The organism is Pseudomonas sp. TWI923, assembly GCF_039673365.1.
Taxonomy (GTDB): Bacteria; Pseudomonadota; Gammaproteobacteria; order Pseudomonadales; family Pseudomonadaceae; genus Aquipseudomonas; species Aquipseudomonas sichuanensis.
Genome location: NZ_JBDJLM010000061.1, coordinates 1 through 15051, shown reverse-complemented (window position 1 = coordinate 15051; position 15051 = coordinate 1). Strand labels below are relative to the sequence as shown.

Genomic DNA, 15051 nt, shown 5'->3' with positions numbered 1-15051 from the left:
AGCCTTTGGGAGGGCGCGGGGTCTCGTGTAAGCTCGCTTGGGTCATCTCACGAGAGCTTCCCATGATCCCGTCCAGCCCGCGCCTCGACAGCCTGCTCACCGGTATCGCCCGGCCCTTCACCCGCCCAGGCTCGCACAGCGCTATCGACAAGCAGCCCCGCCAGGGCGCCTTGCAGGTGACCGCGCTGGGTATCGTGGGCGACGAACAAGGGGACCTGCGCGTACACGGCGGGGTCGAGAAAGCCATCCATCACTATCCCCGTGAACACTACGCCGCTTGGGCTGCCGAGCTGGGCGAGCACCCGCTGTTGGCGCAGCCCGGCGCTTTTGGCGAAAACTTCAGCAGCACCGGTTGGACCGAGGCCGATGTCTGCCTGGGCGACCGCATCCGGGTAGGCACCGCCTTGCTGGAAATCTCCCAGGGGCGCATGCCGTGCTGGAAACTCAACGAGCGTTTCGACGTGGCGCAGATGGCCCTGCGGGTGCAGCAGAGCGGGCGCACCGGCTGGTACTACCGGGTCGTGGAGGAAGGCGAGGTGCAGGCGGGCGACAGCCTGCAACTGGTCGAACGCCCCCACGGGTTATGGTCGGTGGCGCGGCTGTCGGCGGTGCTGTTCGACAAATGCCTGGAGCCTGAACTGCTGCAGGAATGCCTGGCGCTGCCGCTGGTACCGAACTGGCGGCGGACCCTGGAAAAGCGCCTGGCGCAACGCCAGGTCGAAGACTGGTCGTCGCGCCTGCAGGGGCGCAGCGACACCTGAACATCTGCCCTACAAGACAAGGAATCCAGCATGCCCTTCGAACTGGACGACCGCCTGGTGATTGGTGTCGCGTCAAGCGCGGTGTTTGACCTCAGCGAAGCCGATGCGGTGTTCCGCCGCGACGGCGAAGCGCAGTACCGCAAATACCAGGAGCAGCACCTGGACGTGCCGCTGGGCAAGGGCATCGCCTACCCGTTCATCAAGCGCCTGCTGGCGCTCAATGACCTGCGCGAAGACCCGGAGGACCCGCTGGTGGAGGTGGTGCTGCTGTCGCAGAACGACCCCGACACCGGTTTGCGGGTGATGAAGACCATCGGCCATTACGGGCTGAACATGACCCGGGCGATCTTCACCCAGGGCCGCTCGCCTTATGAATACATCCCGGCACTGAACATCGCGCTGTTCCTGTCCGCCGACAAGCAGCATGTGGACGCGGCGATCCAGGCCGGCTACCCGGCCGGGCAGGTGCTCGACTCGCAGTTCGATGACGACGAAAGCGACGACAACCTGCGCATCGCCTTCGACTTCGATGGCGTGCTGGCCGGGGACGAGTCGGAGGCGGTGATGCAGTCGGGCGGGCTGGGCAGCTTCCATGCCCACGAAGTGCTGAACAAGGCCCAGCCGCACAACCCCGGCCCGCTGAAGGAGTTCTTCGTGCGCATTGCGCGGATACAGGCAGCGGAGGAACAGTTCAAACTGGCCCACCCCAGCTACGAGAACCGCCTGCGGGTGTCGATCGTCACCGCGCGCAACGCGCCATCCCACGAGCGGGCGTTGAACACCTTGAAGAGCTGGGGGGTGATGGCCAACGATGCGTTCTTCCTCGGTGGCATCGAGAAACGTCGGGTGCTGCAGGTGCTCAAGCCGCACATCTTCTTCGATGACCAGTCCGGGCATTTGAAAAGCACCAGCACGGTGGTGCCGTCGGTGCATGTGCCGTTTGGGGTGACCAACCGTTCGGCGTGACATGATCGACCCTCATCGCGGGGCAAGCCCGCTCCCACGTGGGCTGAGTTCCCGCTTCCTGGGAGCATGCAAATGCGTGGGAGCGGGCTTGCCCCGCGATGGGGCGTAAAGAAGATCGCCTCAGAACCACCGGTCGTTACGCTTTCGCCCCCGGGTCAGCGCCGGCAGGATCAACCCCAGCAGCAACCCGGCACCGGCAATGCTGCCGCCGTAGACCATGTAGCGCATCATCACCTGCTTGTTTTCATCCCCCAACCGGGCCTGGGTATCGCGCAGGTTCGACTGGGCCTCGGCGAGTTGCTCGTTGAGCGCCTTGTTGCGGGTTTCCAATTCGTCGATCAGCGCCTTGCGCGAGTCCAAGGTCTCTTGCATGCCTTGCACGCGGCTCTTCCAGCTGTCGTCGATGGTTTTCAACTGGCCGGACAGGTCGGCCACCTGCTGGTCGAGCTGCGGCAGGCGCTCGCTCTGGCCCGGCAGCGCCTGCAGGTCGCTGCTGAGGATCCACACCAGGTCGCCGTTCTGGCCGCGCACCTGGCTGTAGTTGCCCTGGCTGGTCACCAGGCTGACTTTCTGCCCCGACTTCAGTGAGCCGACGATCCGGTGGCCATCGGTGGGGCCACTGCGCACGTAGGTGCTCAGGCTGTCGCTGACCCAGCGTGCATCGCTGGCCGGCTCTTCGGCATGGGCCGGGGCGGCGAGGGCGATCAGGGCGGCGATCAGGCTGCCGCGCAGGGCGGGGAGGGCGGAGTTGGCGGGCTGCTTGTCTGGCATGGTGGTCTTCGCTGAAACGGGGCAAATGAAGGCCCGATGACTGGGCCGGCGATCCGGTCGGGTGAATTGACCGTCAGCCAAAGACCGCTTTTTTGTAGGCAGGTTCACTGCTTAGTGCAGGAAATGCCTACAGAGTGTTGCCGGATGTACACATAAACGAAAACGGGGCAGGCCATCGCTGGCCTGCCCCGTTCTTGTCAACGCGCCGGATCAGGCGACCTTGACGATCCAGCCAGCCGGTGCTTCGACGTCACCGCTCTGGATGCCGGTCAGCTCGTTGTAGAGCTTCTGGGTGACCGGGCCGACCTTTTCCAGGTCATGGAACACGTGCAGCTTGCCGTTGTACTCGATGCCGCCGATCGGCGTGATCACCGCGGCAGTGCCGCAGGCGCCGGCTTCGATGAAGCGGTCGAGCTTGTTGATCTCGACATCGCCTTCGATCACGGTCAGGCCCAGGCGCGATTGCGCCAGTTCCATCAGCGACAGGCGGGTGATACCCGGCAGTACCGAAGCCGATTTCGGGGTGACGAACTCGTTGTTGGCGGTGATGCCGAAGAAGTTGGCCGAGCCGACCTCTTCGATCTTGGTGTGGGTCAGCGGGTCCAGGTAGATGGCGTCGGCGAAGTTGGCTTTCTTCGCTTCGGCGCCCGGCTGCAGGCTGGCGGCATAGTTGCCACCGACCTTGGCCGCGCCGGTGCCCTGAGGGGCGGCACGGTCGAAGCTGGAAATCTGGAAGTTGTGCGGCTTCATGCCGCCCTTGAAGTACGAACCCACCGGGATGGCGAAGATCGAGAAGATGAACTCGGGCGCGGTGCGCACGCCGATGTTGTCACCGGTGCCGATCACGAACGGGCGCAGATACAGGGCACCCTTGCCGTGCGGCGGAACGAAGTGCTCGTTGGCCTTGACCACTTGCTTGCAGGCATCGATGAACACGTCGGTGGGCACGTGCGGCATCAGCAGGCGGGCGCAGCTGCGCTGCATGCGAGCGGCGTTCTGGTCGGGGCGGAACAGGTTGATCGAGCCGTCCTTGCAACGGTAAGCCTTCAGGCCCTCGAAGCATTGCTGGCCATAGTGCAGGGCGGTGGAGCCTTCACTGATGTGCAGCACGTTGTCGTCGGTCAGGGTGCCCTTGTCCCACTCGCCGTTACGCCATACGGACAGGTAACGCTTGTCGGTCTTGATGTAGTCGAAGCCCAGCTTGTCCCAGTTAATGCTTGCGTTGCTCATGACACCCTCATAGCTCAAAGCCCGAACACGGCGGGCTGCTGTTATATGCGCACCACGCCACCTTAATACATCCGGCGCGGATCGGAAACGGCCAGTCACGAATTGGCTGGGGGGTGGCTGGGTGGTGGCTGGGTTGTTGGTTGATTCAGGGTTTGAGTTGGGCCGCTAGGTGCCTGCCGGGAGATTGAGTGAGAGCCACCAGGTGTTCGTCGGTGTTTTTGCAGCGCCTATGAGATCGAGCGCCGCCCGCGCGGCGCATCGCTGGCAAGCCGCAGCGGCGAACCGCAGCTCCCACATCTGTTTCGGGCTAGTCACTCCTGCAAGCTCATCGCTGTCCGCCTTGTTGGTACGACGCGGTTTCAGCGTGGGCGTTGCCGCCGCCACACATGACTCAAGACATGCACCAAGGCAGGCGCCGGTACTTTCACAGGAATAATTGGCCCGAAATAAACTGTGGGAGCTGGCTTGCCAGCGATGCGCCGCGCGGGCGGCGCTCGATCTTGAGAGCGCTGCAGATCTATCGCCATGCACCTGCCAGCCCTCACACGATCCAAAATGGTCACAAACTCAGCGCAACCGCCGATTCCAGTCCCCGCCATGATCGCGCCAGCAGGCCTCTTCACTGTCATAGCGCACATGCCAGCCCACATGGTCCAACTGCACGCCGGCCTCGGCCAGTGCCTGGCTGGTCAGCGCCAGTATCCGCGCCTTGGCCGCACCAGCCAGGGCATCGGCCTTGGCCGTGTCATCAGTGAACACCCAGGTGATGCGCAGGCTGGCGGGGAAGTCGTCGAGGTCGACCTGGTGGGTGAGCCAGGCAAAGCCGACGATCTCGGCCTGGGCAGTGGCGCAGGCCTCGGTGAGGCAGGCAACCATTTCCCGCTCCAGGCGCGCCAGCGCGCGTTTATTGCTGGCCATCGGACTCGTCGATCTGCTGGCAGAAGCGCAGGCGGTTGCCGAACGGGTCGGCGATCTGCATTTCCAGGCCCCAGTCGACCTTTTCGGCATGCGGGCGGGAGTAGCCGTACTGCTTGGCCTGCAGTTCCCGTTCCAGGGCCTTGAGGTCTTCGACTCGGGCGAAAATCGCCGAACCCGGGGTGGCATCGCCGTGGTGTTCGGACAGGTGCAGGATCAGCCCGTCGCGATGGACCTGCATATACAGCGGCAGGTCGGCGGCGAAACGGTGCTCCCAGTCGAGGGTGAAACCGAGGAAATCAAGGTAGAACTCCCGGGCCTTGTCGACCGAAAAGATCCGCAGGATGGGGATGGCAGCGGCGAATTGCATCGGAGCTCCTGTGCTGTGCATTTTCCTGGGGCGTGAGTGTAACGCCGTCGGCACCGCTTGAGGGCGCGCTTTTGCCCCGCATTTGCGCAGTGCGAGGCCCGTGGCAGCGTCGATTGAATGCATAGTAGGAAAATTCATTCGGATTCATCTGATTACTTGGCCTGCAACCTGCAACATCCCGTTCATCAATTTTGATCGATTGGTCAGGCAGCCGCGCTGGCATGGTGTTCAAGACGCCACGCCAGAGCGGCCCAGGCCACGGATGACGGGGGTTTGGGATGTCCTTGCCGGAGCAGCACACGGCACACGACGAGCAGGCGGGCTGGAGCGCGCACCTGCAGCTGCGCTTCGTCCAGCGCGAGGGCGTGACCCGGCTTGGTGCGCGCCGCCATGTCGGACCTCTTTTGGTGCAGCGGCCGTTCTACCCCGAGGGCGCACCATGCCACGTTTATGTGCTGCACCCGCCCGGCGGCATCGTCGCCGGTGACCGCCTGGAGCTGGACATTCACCTTGAAGCGGGCAGCCATGCGCTGCTGACCATGCCCGGCGCCAGCAAGTTCTACCGCAGTATCGGCCCGACCGCACGGCTGGCGCAGCGCTTCCACCTGGCGGCCGGCAGCACCCTGGAGTGGCTGCCCCAGGACAGCATCTTCTTCAATGGCGCCCGCGCCAGCCTCGACAGCCGTTTCACCCTGGCGCCCGGTGCCCGCCTGCTGGCCTGGGAAACCCTGTGCCTGGGCCGCCCGGTGATGAATGAACGGTTCGAGCAGGGCGCCCTCGACAGCCGACTGTGCATCGAACTGCCCGACGACCCCGGCTTGCACGAGCGCCTGCGCATCGACGGCGGGCGCCTGGACAAGCTCGGCGGCCACCCATTGCTCGCCACCTTCTGTGCAGCGCCCGCGGACGCACAGGTGCTGGAGCAGGTGCGCGCACTGCTGGATGAACTGCCCACGCCAGCCGGCGCGACCCTGCTCGGGCAACTGCTGGTGATTCGCCTGCTCGACCATGACAACCAACACCTGCAACACCACCTGCAGCGCCTCTGGCACCTGCTGCGCCCGGCCGTGCTCGGCCTGGCGCCGTGCCCGCCGCGCATCTGGGCCACCTGAAGAGAGCCTCCATGGAGCTGACCCCAAGAGAGAAAGACAAACTGCTGCTGTTCACTGCCGCCTTGCTGGCCGAACGGCGCCTGGCCCGTGGCCTGAAGCTCAACTACCCGGAGGCCGTGGCGCTGATCAGCGCGGCGGTGCTCGAAGGCGCCCGCGATGGCCGCACGGTGGCCGAGCTGATGAGCCTGGGCCGCGAAGTGCTGGTGCGCGAACAGGTGATGGACGGCGTGCCGGAGATGCTCCACGACGTCCAGGTCGAAGCCACATTCCCCGACGGCACCAAGCTGGTGACCGTGCATGACCCTATCGTCTGAGGTGCTGCCCATGATCCCCGGAGAAGTCCAGGTCGCCGCCGGCGACATCGAACTCAACGTCGGCCGCGCCACGGTCAGCGTCAGTGTGGCCAACCATGGCGACCGGCCGGTGCAAGTCGGCTCGCACTACCACTTTTATGAAGTCAACGATTGCCTGGTGTTCGAGCGCGAGCCGGCCCTGGGCTTTCGCCTGGACATCCCGGCCGGCACCGCCGTGCGTTTCGAGCCGGGCCAGGCGCGCACCGTGCAGTTGGTGGCCTACGCCGGCAAGCGTGAAGTGTATGGCTTCCAGGGCAAGGTCATGGGCGCGCTGGAGAGCAAGGTATGAGCCGTATTTCCCGTCGGGCCTATGCCGACATGTTCGGCCCCACCGTCGGCGATCGCGTGCGCCTGGCCGACACCGCGCTGTGGGTGGAGGTGGAGAAAGACTTCACGGTCTATGGCGAAGAGGTCAAGTTCGGCGGCGGCAAGGTGATCCGCGACGGCATGGGCCAGGGCCAGATGCTGGCGGCCGAGGCCATGGACCTGGTGCTGACCAACGCGCTGATCATCGACCACTGGGGCATCGTCAAGGCCGATATCGGCGTCAAGCACGGGCGCATCGCCGCAATCGGCAAGGCCGGCAACCCCGACGTGCAGCCCGGTGTGACCGTGGCGGTCGGGCCGGGCACCGAGGTCATCGCCGCCGAGGGCAAGATCGTCACCGCCGGTGGCATCGACTCGCACATTCACTTCATCTGCCCGCAGCAGGTCGAAGAAGCACTGACCAGCGGCGTCACCACCTTCATCGGTGGCGGCACCGGGCCGGCCACCGGCACCAACGCCACCACCTGCACCCCCGGGCCCTGGTACCTGGCGCGCATGCTCCAGGCCGCCGACAGCCTGCCGATCAACATCGGCCTGCTGGGCAAGGGCAACGCCTCGCGCCCCGAGGCGTTGCGCGAGCAGATCGCTGCCGGTGCGGTGGGCCTCAAGCTGCACGAGGACTGGGGTTCGACCCCGGCGGCAATCGACTGCTGCCTGGGCGTGGCCGAAGAAATGGATATCCAGGTGGCGATCCACACCGACACCTTGAACGAGTCCGGTTGCATCGAAGACACCCTGGCCGCCATAGGCGACCGTACCATCCACACCTTCCACACCGAGGGTGCCGGCGGTGGCCATGCCCCGGACATCATCCGCGCGGCGGGGCAGGCCAACGTGCTGCCGTCGTCGACCAACCCGACCCTGCCGTACACCGTCAACACGGTCGATGAGCACCTGGACATGCTGATGGTCTGCCACCACCTGGACCCGAGCATCGCCGAGGACGTGGCCTTCGCCGAGTCGCGCATCCGCCGCGAGACCATCGCCGCCGAGGACATCCTCCACGACATGGGCGCATTCGCCATGACCTCGTCCGACTCCCAGGCCATGGGCCGGGTCGGCGAGGTGGTGCTGCGCACCTGGCAGGTGGCGCACCAGATGAAGCTGCGCCGCGGACCACTGGCGCCGGACAGCAGCTACAGCGACAACTTCCGGGTCAAGCGCTACATCGCCAAGTACACCATCAACCCTGCGCTGACCCATGGCATCGGCCACGAGGTCGGCTCGGTGGAAGTGGGCAAGCTGGCCGACCTGGTGCTGTGGGCACCGGCGTTCTTCGCGGTCAAGCCGGCGCTGGTGATCAAGGGCGGCATGATCGTCACCGCGCCCATGGGCGATATCAACGGCTCGATCCCCACGCCACAACCGGTGCACTACCGTCCGATGTTCGGTGCCCTGGGCACGGCGCGGCATGCCACGCGCATGACCTTCCTGTCCCAGGCCGCCATGGACCGTGGCCTGCCCGAGGAACTGAAGCTGCAAAGCCTGATCGGCGTGGCCCGTGGCTGCCGACAGGTGCGCAAGGCAGACATGCTGCACAACACCCTGCAGCCAGTGATCGAGGTCGACTCACAGACCTACCAGGTACGTGCCGACGGCGAGCTGCTGGTGTGCGAGCCGGCAAGCGAACTGCCGCTGGCCCAGCGTTATTTCCTGTTTTGAATGGTTTGGCTGGACGGGTATCTGTGGGAGCGGGCTTGCCCCGCGATGGGTGGCACCGCCGTTCCCACGTCCCCAGGCCCGCAAGACCGATTTGATTGAAAGGAGTGAACATGATCGTACTAACCCGCCGGGTCGCCGACGCCGAAACCGTGACCGGCAGCGTCACCCTGACTGTCGACAGCCGGATCAAGAGCCGCCTGCGCGTGACCCTCGACGACGGCCGTGATGCCGGCTTGATGCTCGAACGCGGCCACCTGCTGCGCGGTGGCGAGCTGCTCGCCGATGCCGAAGGTGGCCAGGTGATTCGTGTGCTCGCCGCGCCCGAAGCGGTATCGACCGTGCGTTGCAGCGACCCGCACCTGCTGGCGCGCGCCGCCTACCACCTGGGCAACCGCCATGTGCCGTTGCAGATCGAGCCGGGTTTGCTGCGTTACCAGCATGACCATGTGCTCGACGACATGCTGCGTGGCCTGGGGCTGACGGTGGCTGCCGAACAGGCGCCGTTCGAACCCGAGGCCGGCGCCTACCAGAGCGCACCGCACAGCCACAGCCACGCTCACGACCATCCCTTCGTGCGCTTGCAAGCCCATTCCTGAACACCTCCTGGAGCTGACCATGAAAAAGACTTTCGCCCTGATGCTGCTGATGGTGGCCCTGCCGGCCTTCGCCCACCCAGGCCACGACACCAACCCCTTGCAGGATGGCCTTCTGCACCCGCTGACCGGCCTCGACCATTTGCTGATGCTGCTCGGCACCGGCGTGCTTGCCGCGCTGACCGGCCGCACCCTGGCCCTGCCGCTGGCCACCTTGGCGGCCATGTTCGGCGGCGCGGTGTGCGGCCATCTGTTCGGTGATGTGGTCGGCATGGAGCAGATGATCCTCGGCTCCCTGCTGGTGGCCGCCGCGGCCATGCTGCTGCCCAGCCGCCAACTGCTGCTGTCGCTGATCATGCCGGTGTTCGCCCTGTTCCATGGCTGGGCCCATGGCGTCGAGGCCACGCCAAGCGCGTTCTGGCAGTTCAGCGCCGGCTTCGTCACCGTCAGCGGCCTGCTGCTGGCCGCAGGCTTTGCCGTCGGTTGCCTGCTGCGCCGCCATGCCGGCTTGCAGAAGGCCTTCGGCGGCGGCCTGCTGGCCGGTGCCGCGCTGGTGCTGGCAGGCTGATGAACAGCGACCTGGCGCTGCTGCGCCTGCTGCAGCTGGCCAGCCCCGGCCTGCCGGTGGGGGGCTTTACCTACTCGCAGGGCCTGGAGTGGGCGGTCGAAGCCGGCTGGGTACGAGATACCGCCAGCTTCGCCGCCTGGCAGCGTGAACAACTGCACGACACCCTCGGCTACCTCGACTGGCCGCTGCTGGCGCGCCTGTACCGTGCCTGCCAGGCGGGCGACGCCCAAGCCTTTGCGCATTGGAGCCGCTTTCTGCTGGCCAACCGCGAAACCGCCGAGCTGCGCCTCGAAGAGCAGCAGCGCGGCAGCGCCCTGGCGCGCCTGCTCGATGGCTGGCAACTGGGCCAGGCGCCGGCCTGGCGGCCCAGCCTTGAACTCAGCCAGCTTGGCGGCATGGCCTGGCTTGGCGCGCACTGGTCGATCCCGCTGCGCCAGCTCGCCCTCGGCCTTGGCTTTGCCTGGCTGGAGGGGGCGGTGATGGCCGGGGTCAAGCTGGTGCCGTTCGGCCAGCAAGCGGCGCAGAGCCTGCTGCGTGATCTGGGCGAGGAATTACCCGCAGTACTCGATCAAGCCCTGGCGCTGGAAGACGACCAGCTCGGCGGTGGCCTGCCGCTGCTGGCCATCGCTTCGTCACGCCACGAAACCCAATACACCCGTTTGTTCCGTTCCTGAGGACTGCCTAGATGGAAAACTACCAGCAACCCCTGCGTGTCGGTGTCGGTGGACCGGTCGGCTCCGGCAAGACCGCGCTGCTCGAATGCCTGTGCAAGGCCATGCGTGATCACTATCACATCGCTGTGGTGACCAACGACATCTACACCAAGGAGGACCAGCGCATCCTCACCGAAGCCGGTGCCCTGGAGCCTGAGCGTATTGTCGGCGTGGAAACCGGTGGCTGCCCGCACACTGCGATCCGTGAGGATGCCTCGATGAACCTTGCGGCTGTGGAAGGGCTGGCGCGCAAGTTCGGTAACCTTGAAGTGATCTTTGTCGAGAGCGGCGGCGACAACCTCAGCGCGACCTTCAGCCCGGAGCTGGCCGACCTGACCATCTACGTGATCGACGTCGCCGAAGGCGAGAAGATCCCGCGCAAGGGCGGGCCAGGCATCACCAAATCGGATTTCCTGGTGATCAACAAGACAGACCTGGCGCCCTATGTGGGCGCCTCGCTGGAGGTGATGGAGCGCGATACCAATCGTATGCGCCCCGAGCGGCCCTGGACCTTCAGCAACCTGAAGAAGGGAGAAGGGTTGCAGGCGGTGATCGATTTCATCGTCGAGCGCGGCATGTTGGGGGGAAGTGCCAAGTTGCGCTGATTCCGGGCCTGTAGGTTGGTGAAAGGGTCACTCAAATTCGGCGAGAGGCTCGCAGTCGTTACCAACCAGCTTGAAGCCTGACTCGCATGGCAGGCCTGCCGAGGTCCCGACCGACATCGGCGGGCCATCGGTCTGCCCTGGCGCAAACAGGGCAAGTTGGTTGTGCAACCCGGCCTGTGCCAGGCAGGTGGTGGTTAGCAGGATAATCATCATCAGAGGTTTCAGCATGCAGATCTCCTTGGGTAAGCGCTGTTCGACGCACGATGTGGCTTTTTGACGTTATTGGTCACAGACGCTTCTGCGACCGAGGCAAATCTATTCGGCCATTGCTTGATTGGGAGCGAGGGGTTTCTTCTAGTGTCGTAGGAAAATGCACCGGAGTGGTCGACTGGGGCGGCGCTGTTGCAGGTGCCGATCTGCACTGCGAACAGGGTGTGGCCTGTGCTATGGACGCTGCGTTGTGGCTGACGCGCTTTTCCTACAGGGTGGCGGAGGGTTTCCAGGAGGCGTGTGGGGTTTTACCTATCTTCACTGACTGGGCTGCTGGATAAAGTCTGTCGTACTTTCGGTGGGTGGAGTAAGACGATCCGCCCGCCGTAGGTAAGTCCCGATAATCCCATTCAAGGAAACATGTATGAAAAAGCTCGTCCTGATCGCCCTGTTGACAACTGCTGGCCTGACCCAACTGGCCCACGCTTATGTGACTGATATGAGCATTCCCCCTTGCCCAGAAGGCACATACCTGACCCCAATGGGCCAATGCCAGCCTGACTTTGACTTCGACTGAGTCGTCTCGGTCGCGTAGCGCATCACCCAATGATCAATCTCCCTGTGCTGCAAGCCACAAACTGATCGGTAATGCCTGCGTGCCAATGGCTGAGTTCGACTGCAGGCCCTGACCTGTAACGCCGGCAGCCGTTTGAAGCCGTTCGGCGGTCCTGGGATGTTCCGGGGCCGTCGGGAGGTTCTATCCAGTATTCGAAAATCGTAGCGAGGGCCAAGTCCACCGCAACGATTAATATGCTCAACCCCTAGGTTAATCCTTGCCTGCCGCAGCCGTCCGAGACCCCGTCACACAGAGTAAGCTTGTGGGAAAAATCCCAGCGTGCCGACCACGGCGCCATAGAGGTACCCATGGCTTCATACACCTTGCGTCAACTCAAGTACTTCGTCACCACCGTAGAGGCCGGCAGCGTTGCCGAAGCCTCGCGTCAGTTGTACATCGCCCAACCGTCCATCTCCACGGCGATCAAGAGCCTGGAAGAAAGTTTTGGCGTACAGCTGTTCATTCGTCATCACGCCCAAGGCGTGTCGCTGACCCCCAGCGGCAAGCGTTTCTACGCCAAGACCCGCGCCCTGCTGCAGATGGCCCACGAGTTCGAGCAGAACGCCCTGGCCGACAATGACACGGTGGCCGGGCATATCGATATCGGCTGTTTCGAGACCGTGGCGCCGCTGTACCTGCCACGGCTGATCGCCGGTTTTCGCGCACGTTACCCCGGGGTGGACATCCGCCTGCGCGACGGTGAGCAACAGGAGCTGATCCAGGGCCTGACCGCCGGTACCTTCGACCTGGCGTTCCTCTACGACCATGACCTGGACGGCACCATCGAAGCCGAGCCGCTGATGCCGCCGCAGAAGCCCTACGTGCTGTTGCCGGAGAAACACCGCTTTGCCGGCCAGGCCCAGGTGTCGCTGCGCGACCTGTGCCCGGAGCCGATGATCCTGCTCGATGTGGCGCCCAGCCGTACCTATTTCGTCAGCCTGTTCAACGAATTGGGGCTCACGCCGAATATCGTCTTCAGTTCGCCGTCGATCGAAATGGTGCGCGGGATGGTGGGGCAGGGCTTCGGCTTTTCGCTGCTGGTGACCCGGCCGCATACGGAGTTCACCTATGACGGCCAGCGCCTGGTGATGCTGGACATTGCCGAGCCGGTGACGCTGTCGGGGCTGGCCGCGGCGCACCTGAAACGAGTGCAGTTGACCAAGCCGGCACAGCTGTTCGTGGAGTTCTGTCGGGAAGAGTTGGCCAAGTTCTAGAAAGCATCGCGGGGCAAGCCCGCTCCCACGCTGCGCTGCGGCAGGTCGTGGGAGCGGGCTTGCCCCGCGATTGCATTCCAGCGGTTTACTGCTGATCCGGCACCACCGCGATCACATCGATTTCCATCAGCCATTCAGCCTGGGCCAGGCCCGCCACCACCAGCCCGGTGGAAATCGGGAACACGCCTTTGAGCCACTTGCCCACTTCTTTGTAAACCGGCTCGCGGAAGCGTGGGTCGGTGATGTAGGTGGTGGTCTTGACGATGTGCGACAGGTCCGAGCCGGCCTCTTCAAGCAGTTGCTTGACGTTCTTCATCGCCTGCTCGGCCTGGGCCTGTGGGTCGCCCAGGCCGACCAGACGGCCTTCGAAGTCGGTACCGACCTGGCCGCGTACATAAATGGTATTGCCGGCGCGGACCGCCTGGCACAGGTCATTGTCCAGGGCCTGGTTGGGGTAGGTGGCCTTGGTGTTGAACATGCGAATACGGGTATGAGTTGGCATCAGTGGGCTCCGAGGGTGCTGAGGTTGCTGATCGAGATGTTCTGCCCATCCGCGGTGCGTTGGTCGCGGTCGCGGTAGGCCAGGTAGGTGCGTTGGGTGGCGATATGGCCGGCGACGTGCTTGGCGTCGTGCCATACGCCCCAGATGAACGACGAGCCACGGCGCGACAGCCAGGGCAGGCCGAGGAAGTACACGCCCGGCTCTTTCGACACGCCGCGCTGGTGCTGTGGCTTGCCGTTGGCATCGAAGGCGTCGACCTGCAGCCAGCTGAAGTCCACGCCGTAACCGGTGGCCCAGATGATGCTGGTGACATTGGCCTTGGCCAGGTCCAGTTCGCGCAGCGGGTTGCTGATGCAGTCCGGGTCGGGCAGGCGCTTGCGCGCATCGGGTTCCGGCGGCAGGTCGAGGCCGTTGCGCTCGATGTAGGCGTCGGCGGCATCCAGCAGGGCCAGGTAGTTTTCGTCGCCACGCTGGATGTTGTCGGCCAGGTTGTCCTGGAACCGCGCCACGCCGCCTTCGAACGACTGGGTCAGGCCGACCAGGGTCATGCCCTGGTGGGCGAGGGCGCGGAAGTCCACGGTGTGGCCGCCGCGGGCGCCGGACACGGCGATGGTCACGTGTTCGCGGCCGGGCTTGGCGATTTCCGCGTCCCACTCACCGAGTACGCCCAGCCACCAACAGAAGTCGCGGTTGCGGTAGCTGCGCGGTGGGCGGTCGTGGGCGCCCACCGACAGGTACACCTGGCGCCCGGCACGCATCAGCTCTTCGGCGATCTGCACGCCGGACGAGCCGGCGCCGACCACCAGCACCGCGCCTGCGGGCAGTTGCTCGGGGTTGAAGTAGGCGGCCGAGTGGATCTGGTGCAGGCGTTCATCTTTTGGCGCGATGGCCGGAATGACCGGCTTCTGGAACGGGCCGGTGGCGGCCACCACGCGGTTGGCGTGGATCACGCCCTGGTTGGTTTCGATGGTGAAGCCCGGGCGGTCGGGGTTGCGCGCCACTTTCTTCACTTCCACGCCGGTGCGCACCGGCAGGTTGTATTTGCGTACGTACTGTTCGAAGTAGTCGGCAACCTGGTCCTTGCCGGCGAAGGCGTCGGCGTCCAGGTCGAATTCCAGGCCCGGGAAGCGGTCGTGCCATACTGGCCCGTTGGCCACCAGCGAGTCCCAGCGGCCGGTGCGCCAGGCCTCGGCGATGCGGTTGCGCTCCAGTACCAGGTGCGGCACGCCGAGCTTGCTCAGGTGTTCGCTCATGGCCACGCCGGCCTGGCCGGCGCCGACCACGAGGGTGTCGATTTGGTAATTGTTCAGTGTCATGTCCGAGCCCTTGTTCAGGCGGTTGTTGTTGAGGTCGGTTGGGAGGACCGCCGTTGCCTGGGGCCAGACTAGGGATGGCTGGTAAATCGCGAAAATAGTATTTAGCTGGGGCTTGCCGATAAATTGGCGAAGGGGGTGTGTGCTGTGGGAGCGGGGGGGGGCCCCCCCCGCGGCCCAAACCGGCCCCCCCCCCCCCCCCCCCGGGTTGCCCACCAGACCCAAAAGATTTTTAAATTAAAAAAAACAC

General features: G+C 64.8%; 19 protein-coding genes. 12 read left to right on the top strand and 7 right to left on the bottom strand.

Going from position 1 to position 15051, the window contains the following annotated elements:
• Positions 1–62 precede the first annotated feature (62 nt).
• Both ABE459_RS19800 and ABE459_RS19795 read left to right on the top strand, forming a co-directional pair.
• Positions 63–761 carry an MOSC domain-containing protein gene (locus ABE459_RS19800; RefSeq protein WP_323833200.1) on the top strand — a complete coding sequence of 233 codons (699 nt, stop codon included), beginning with the start codon at positions 63–65 and terminating at the stop codon, positions 759–761.
• A gap of 30 nt (positions 762–791) precedes the next feature.
• Positions 792–1727, top strand: coding sequence for a 5'-nucleotidase (locus ABE459_RS19795; RefSeq protein WP_323833202.1), 936 nt, complete (start codon positions 792–794; stop codon positions 1725–1727).
• Positions 1728–1847: 120 nt separating this feature from the next.
• On the opposite strand, the gene ABE459_RS19790 is transcribed toward ABE459_RS19795, so the two are convergent.
• The 4 genes from ABE459_RS19790 to ABE459_RS19775 all read right to left on the bottom strand — a co-directional run bounded on the left by ABE459_RS19790 (position 1848) and on the right by ABE459_RS19775 (position 5013).
• The gene (locus ABE459_RS19790) at positions 1848–2498 is read right to left on the bottom strand and encodes a TIGR04211 family SH3 domain-containing protein (protein WP_323833204.1); all 651 of its coding nucleotides are present in this window, start codon (positions 2496–2498) and stop codon (positions 1848–1850) included.
• Between the two features lie 210 nt (positions 2499–2708).
• Complete coding sequence (locus ABE459_RS19785) at positions 2709–3728, bottom strand: branched-chain amino acid aminotransferase (RefSeq protein ID WP_258704510.1); 1020 nt, start codon at positions 3726–3728, stop codon at positions 2709–2711.
• Positions 3729–4295: 567 nt separating this feature from the next.
• The gene (locus ABE459_RS19780) at positions 4296–4646 is read right to left on the bottom strand and encodes a hypothetical protein (RefSeq protein WP_258704509.1); all 351 of its coding nucleotides are present in this window, start codon (positions 4644–4646) and stop codon (positions 4296–4298) included.
• Entirely contained in the window at positions 4633–5013 is a 381-nt protein-coding gene (locus ABE459_RS19775) for a glyoxalase superfamily protein (protein ID WP_125464415.1), read from the bottom strand. The genes ABE459_RS19780 and ABE459_RS19775 overlap by 14 nt, the downstream gene beginning before the upstream one ends.
• Before the next feature lie 278 nt (positions 5014–5291).
• Here ABE459_RS19775 and ABE459_RS19770 point away from each other — a divergent pair, with 278 nt between their 5' ends.
• The 8 genes from ABE459_RS19770 to ureG all read left to right on the top strand — a co-directional run bounded on the left by ABE459_RS19770 (position 5292) and on the right by ureG (position 10946).
• Complete coding sequence (locus ABE459_RS19770) at positions 5292–6125, top strand: urease accessory protein UreD (protein ID WP_125464414.1); 834 nt, start codon at positions 5292–5294, stop codon at positions 6123–6125.
• Positions 6126–6136: 11 nt separating this feature from the next.
• On the top strand, positions 6137–6439 hold the full coding sequence (locus tag ABE459_RS19765) for an urease subunit gamma (protein ID WP_110992797.1): 303 nt from the start codon (positions 6137–6139) through the stop codon (positions 6437–6439).
• A gap of 10 nt (positions 6440–6449) precedes the next feature.
• Complete coding sequence (locus tag ABE459_RS19760) at positions 6450–6767, top strand: urease subunit beta (RefSeq protein ID WP_125466216.1); 318 nt, start codon at positions 6450–6452, stop codon at positions 6765–6767.
• Positions 6764–8467 (top strand): urease subunit alpha, encoded by a 1704-nt coding sequence (gene ureC / locus ABE459_RS19755; protein ID WP_323833206.1) that lies wholly within the window; start codon positions 6764–6766, stop codon positions 8465–8467. The genes ABE459_RS19760 and ureC overlap by 4 nt, the downstream gene beginning before the upstream one ends.
• A gap of 110 nt (positions 8468–8577) precedes the next feature.
• Positions 8578–9063 (top strand): urease accessory protein UreE, encoded by a 486-nt coding sequence (gene ureE, locus ABE459_RS19750; RefSeq protein ID WP_323833208.1) that lies wholly within the window; start codon positions 8578–8580, stop codon positions 9061–9063.
• Positions 9064–9082: 19 nt separating this feature from the next.
• Positions 9083–9628, top strand: a complete 546-nt coding sequence (locus tag ABE459_RS19745) for a HupE/UreJ family protein (RefSeq protein ID WP_323833210.1) — start codon at positions 9083–9085, stop codon at positions 9626–9628.
• Positions 9628–10302, top strand: coding sequence for an urease accessory protein UreF (locus ABE459_RS19740; protein WP_125464410.1), 675 nt, complete (start codon positions 9628–9630; stop codon positions 10300–10302). The genes ABE459_RS19745 and ABE459_RS19740 overlap by 1 nt, the downstream gene beginning before the upstream one ends.
• 11 nt (positions 10303–10313) lie before the next feature.
• Positions 10314–10946: an urease accessory protein UreG gene (gene ureG / locus ABE459_RS19735; protein WP_125464409.1), complete on the top strand. Its 633-nt coding sequence runs from the start codon at positions 10314–10316 to the stop codon at positions 10944–10946.
• A gap of 27 nt (positions 10947–10973) precedes the next feature.
• Here ureG and ABE459_RS19730 read toward each other — a convergent pair whose 3' ends face one another.
• Positions 10974–11174: a hypothetical protein gene (locus ABE459_RS19730; protein WP_323833212.1), complete on the bottom strand. Its 201-nt coding sequence runs from the start codon at positions 11172–11174 to the stop codon at positions 10974–10976.
• A 406-nt stretch (positions 11175–11580) separates the two neighbouring features.
• On the opposite strand from ABE459_RS19730, the gene ABE459_RS19725 reads away from it, so the two are divergent.
• Both ABE459_RS19725 and ABE459_RS19720 read left to right on the top strand, forming a co-directional pair.
• The gene (locus tag ABE459_RS19725) at positions 11581–11733 is read left to right on the top strand and encodes a hypothetical protein (protein WP_323833214.1); all 153 of its coding nucleotides are present in this window, start codon (positions 11581–11583) and stop codon (positions 11731–11733) included.
• A 347-nt stretch (positions 11734–12080) separates the two neighbouring features.
• A complete protein-coding gene (locus ABE459_RS19720) occupies positions 12081–12986 on the top strand; it encodes a LysR family transcriptional regulator (protein WP_125464405.1) in 906 nt (301 codons plus the stop codon).
• Positions 12987–13071: 85 nt separating this feature from the next.
• Here the strand turns inward: ABE459_RS19720 and ABE459_RS19715 are convergent, their stop codons facing one another.
• Both ABE459_RS19715 and ABE459_RS19710 read right to left on the bottom strand, forming a co-directional pair.
• A complete protein-coding gene (locus tag ABE459_RS19715; protein ID WP_110992806.1) occupies positions 13072–13488 on the bottom strand; it encodes a RidA family protein in 417 nt (138 codons plus the stop codon).
• On the bottom strand, positions 13488–14804 hold the full coding sequence (locus ABE459_RS19710) for an NAD(P)/FAD-dependent oxidoreductase (protein WP_323833216.1): 1317 nt from the start codon (positions 14802–14804) through the stop codon (positions 13488–13490). The genes ABE459_RS19715 and ABE459_RS19710 overlap by 1 nt, the downstream gene beginning before the upstream one ends.
• Positions 14805–15051: the final 247 nt, after the last annotated feature.

What these genes read in the sequence shown, in the direction of transcription:
- ABE459_RS19800 (WP_323833200.1), top strand. Translation starts at nt 63, where the DNA reads ATGATCCCGTCCAGCCCGCGCCTCGACAGCCTGCTCACCGGTATCGCC.
- ABE459_RS19795 (WP_323833202.1), top strand. Translation starts at nt 792, where the DNA reads ATGCCCTTCGAACTGGACGACCGCCTGGTGATTGGTGTCGCGTCAAGC.
- ABE459_RS19790 (WP_323833204.1), bottom strand. Translation starts at nt 2,498, where the DNA reads ATGCCAGACAAGCAGCCCGCCAACTCCGCCCTCCCCGCCCTGCGCGGC.
- ABE459_RS19785 (WP_258704510.1), bottom strand. Translation starts at nt 3,728, where the DNA reads ATGAGCAACGCAAGCATTAACTGGGACAAGCTGGGCTTCGACTACATC.
- ABE459_RS19780 (WP_258704509.1), bottom strand. Translation starts at nt 4,646, where the DNA reads ATGGCCAGCAATAAACGCGCGCTGGCGCGCCTGGAGCGGGAAATGGTT.
- ABE459_RS19775 (WP_125464415.1), bottom strand. Translation starts at nt 5,013, where the DNA reads ATGCAATTCGCCGCTGCCATCCCCATCCTGCGGATCTTTTCGGTCGAC.
- ABE459_RS19770 (WP_125464414.1), top strand. Translation starts at nt 5,292, where the DNA reads ATGTCCTTGCCGGAGCAGCACACGGCACACGACGAGCAGGCGGGCTGG.
- ABE459_RS19765 (WP_110992797.1), top strand. Translation starts at nt 6,137, where the DNA reads ATGGAGCTGACCCCAAGAGAGAAAGACAAACTGCTGCTGTTCACTGCC.
- ABE459_RS19760 (WP_125466216.1), top strand. Translation starts at nt 6,450, where the DNA reads ATGATCCCCGGAGAAGTCCAGGTCGCCGCCGGCGACATCGAACTCAAC.
- ureC (WP_323833206.1), top strand. Translation starts at nt 6,764, where the DNA reads ATGAGCCGTATTTCCCGTCGGGCCTATGCCGACATGTTCGGCCCCACC.
- ureE (WP_323833208.1), top strand. Translation starts at nt 8,578, where the DNA reads ATGATCGTACTAACCCGCCGGGTCGCCGACGCCGAAACCGTGACCGGC.
- ABE459_RS19745 (WP_323833210.1), top strand. Translation starts at nt 9,083, where the DNA reads ATGAAAAAGACTTTCGCCCTGATGCTGCTGATGGTGGCCCTGCCGGCC.
- ABE459_RS19740 (WP_125464410.1), top strand. Translation starts at nt 9,628, where the DNA reads ATGAACAGCGACCTGGCGCTGCTGCGCCTGCTGCAGCTGGCCAGCCCC.
- ureG (WP_125464409.1), top strand. Translation starts at nt 10,314, where the DNA reads ATGGAAAACTACCAGCAACCCCTGCGTGTCGGTGTCGGTGGACCGGTC.
- ABE459_RS19730 (WP_323833212.1), bottom strand. Translation starts at nt 11,174, where the DNA reads ATGCTGAAACCTCTGATGATGATTATCCTGCTAACCACCACCTGCCTG.
- ABE459_RS19725 (WP_323833214.1), top strand. Translation starts at nt 11,581, where the DNA reads ATGAAAAAGCTCGTCCTGATCGCCCTGTTGACAACTGCTGGCCTGACC.
- ABE459_RS19720 (WP_125464405.1), top strand. Translation starts at nt 12,081, where the DNA reads ATGGCTTCATACACCTTGCGTCAACTCAAGTACTTCGTCACCACCGTA.
- ABE459_RS19715 (WP_110992806.1), bottom strand. Translation starts at nt 13,488, where the DNA reads ATGCCAACTCATACCCGTATTCGCATGTTCAACACCAAGGCCACCTAC.
- ABE459_RS19710 (WP_323833216.1), bottom strand. Translation starts at nt 14,804, where the DNA reads ATGACACTGAACAATTACCAAATCGACACCCTCGTGGTCGGCGCCGGC.